This is a genomic window from Alkalibacterium sp. s-m-28 (assembly GCF_054658175.1).
In genome coordinates this window covers 1-1465 of sequence record NZ_BAAGIQ010000193.1, presented here as the reverse complement: position 1 = coordinate 1465, position 1465 = coordinate 1, and the positions used below count along the sequence as shown (strand labels likewise).

General features: G+C 46.3%; 2 protein-coding genes. Both read left to right on the top strand.

From position 1 onward, the window contains the following. The coding region (locus ACYQ4S_RS11865) for an amino acid ABC transporter substrate-binding protein (RefSeq protein ID WP_459771347.1) at window positions 1-828 on the top strand (828 nt) is incomplete at its 5' end. A gap of 52 nt (window positions 829-880) precedes the next feature. Next, on the top strand, window positions 881-1465 hold a 585-nt coding region (locus ACYQ4S_RS11860), incomplete at its 3' end, for an ABC transporter permease subunit (RefSeq protein ID WP_459771345.1).

The window sequence follows — 1465 nt, the reverse complement described above, 5'->3', positions numbered from 1 at the left end:
AAAGCAATTGCTGCCGGCGTGCTCGGTGATGCTGAAGCGGTCAATTATCGCCCGCTTTCTGCTCAGGAGAGATTTACAGCTGTTCAGACTGGTGAAGTAGATGTCCTTCTGAGAAACACGACCTGGACTGCAAGCCGAGATACAGAAGTCGGATTGAACTTTGCTCCGGTAACGTTCTATGACGGGCAGGGCATGATGGTGGGAGCTGATTCTGGCGTCTCCTCATTGGAAGATCTGGAAGGAATGATCATTGGGGTCGAGACGGGCACAACAACAGAACTTAACCTTGCGGATCAGATGGAAGCTTTGGGAGTCAGCTACGAGACACAGACTTTTGATGACCGAGATGCCCTTATTGCTGCATATGAATCCGGATCTGTCGATGCATGGACAACTGACCGCTCAGGACTTGTATCAGCCTTTGCTGTACTGGATGATCCGGATGCACATGTCATCCTGGAAGATACGCTGTCTAAAGAACCACTGGCTCCAGCAGTACTGCACGGGGACGACCAGTGGAATGATGTGGTCAGCTGGATCGTATTCGCACTGATACAGGCTGAGGAATTCGGGATCACTCAGGATAATGTAGATGATTTCCTTGACAGTGACAACCCTGACATCAGACGTCTCTTAGGTGTAGAGGACGATATAGGCGGCTTTCTGGGGCTGGAAAGTGACTTTGCTTATCAGGCTATCCTGCAAGTAGGAAACTATGGGGAAATTTATGATCGCCACCTTGGACCGGATACACAATTTGATTTACCTCGAGGCATGAATGGATTGTATCAGGACGGCGGACTGCACTACTCCATGCCGTTTAGATAAATCACACTTGTTGTGACGTGACAGATAAGAAAGTACAGAAAAGTAAAAAGACATGAGAAAGACAAGAGGCCTGCTGACCTGCACAATAGCGGGCCTCTTTCAAATGGTAACTGGTGAGCGGTTTGCAGGACTTGAGTCCAAAGGAGTGAAAAACATGACACCAACAGAGAAAAATAGAAAAACACCGATTTGGAGAAACAGAAAGGTCGTACCTGTCATCCTGCAGATCATCTTCCTTGCCATCATTGGTCTGCTGCTTTGGATTCTTATTCAGAATACGATGACGGGTCTGAGGCGAATCGGTATGTCATTCGGCTTTGATTTTTTAAATGCAAGAGCCGGATTCAATATTAATGAAGCCATGATTGAATACAGTACGAGCGATCCTTATGTAAGAGCCATAATGGTAGGAATCGTCAGTACATTGAGAGTATCCTTTTTCGGTATCGTTCTGGCAACGATTATTGGGGTACTGGTCGGGATTGCAAAAATGTCAGATAACTGGCTGCTGAGCAAGGTAGCTTCTGTTTATATTGATATATTCAGGAATACACCACTGCTGCTTCAATTATTTGTTCTGAACTTTGCTGTATTTCTTCCCCTCCCTAGAATCCAGGAGGCTTTAAGCATAGGACCT